General features: G+C 53.2%; 1 protein-coding gene. It reads left to right on the top strand.

Annotated elements, in window-relative coordinates:
- The first annotated feature begins 307 nt into the window (after positions 1-307).
- The gene (locus tag ACZ63H_RS38640; protein ID WP_198108017.1) at positions 308-976 is read left to right on the top strand and encodes a hypothetical protein; all 669 of its coding nucleotides are present in this window, start codon (positions 308-310) and stop codon (positions 974-976) included.
- The last annotated feature ends 119 nt before the right edge of the window (positions 977-1,095 follow it).

Genomic DNA, 1,095 nt, shown 5'->3' with positions numbered 1-1,095 from the left:
TCATCGCGAAGCGCGGCAACACACGTATGTTGATAGTAGATCGCAAGACTGGAGAGTGGCGCGCAGCCGAGGAACACAATCTTGCGGTCAGCGCTAGCAGAAGTTGGCCAGATCTTAAAACTCGGTCAGCCCGCGGATGTTGATCCAGACACCCCAACATGTGTGCTTCGTGACGCGCCCCCATACGCAGCCACGGATTGGTATATTTCCCTAATTTTCGGAAGATATCGATGTCCTGCGGGGCATCGGCAGATTATTCTCGAACACTCAGGTCAATATCTCGGTACCTTCTATTTAGAGAACGAAAATGCCTTGGACACCCCCTACTTTGAACTGCCGTGGTGACGAGAAAAGAAAGGAACATCTGACCAAGTACGACTTCCTTCCTATATCTCGCGCACGGATTGCCGAAGGCGTTACCGTCGACGGGTGTTGTGGTGAACTGACGGACGTACAGGTTGTATTTCTCGCAACGGAAAAAACTGATCCATCGCACCAGTGGGCAATCTCAATGGGCGAACACTGTGCTCATGAGCTGCGGACCTTGATGCAGGCAATTGGTGCTAATCACGCCAATGTGCCGCTGCCGCCGTTGAGCAACCCATTCGTCTCTCCTCCACTGGCTTCCGGAGGAGCGGGTGGCGGAACCGGTGGAGGGACTTCGACCTCCAACGGCAAAACCGTTCCAAAACTCAATCAGGAACTCTACGACGCAGTCAATCTGTGGTTTGCACTCAAGGGCCTCATGCCAAAATATGCGATGTTGAAGGTGCTGACTGAGCTTCAGCAAAATCCGTACACAGAGATTAAGCACACTTACGTTTACGACTTTCTCAAGGTCGTGGCGTCCTGGCACAAATCATTGGCAGACCTTGTGAGCACCTATCAACCGAAAGACCCCACTCGTGCGCTGAAGACTCCGTCCTTCCCCACTTTGAATGCCCTCGCCGCAAAAAACTGGATCGACCTGCCATAACGCAGTCGTTAGCGAACTCAATCTAGGCTTGCGATTCGACCGGTGACGAGTTCGTCACCGGCTCCGCAGCTATATCATCAGCCTGATAGAGCTGTAACATCGCACGCGCCGCCTCGACA

This window comes from Streptomyces sp. NPDC104831 (assembly GCF_055583025.1).
The sequence above is the reverse complement of the archived record's forward strand: the minus strand, read 5'-3'. Positions and strand labels throughout refer to the sequence as shown.

What these genes read in the sequence shown, in the direction of transcription:
- ACZ63H_RS38640 (WP_198108017.1), top strand. Translation starts at nt 308, where the DNA reads ATGCCTTGGACACCCCCTACTTTGAACTGCCGTGGTGACGAGAAAAGA.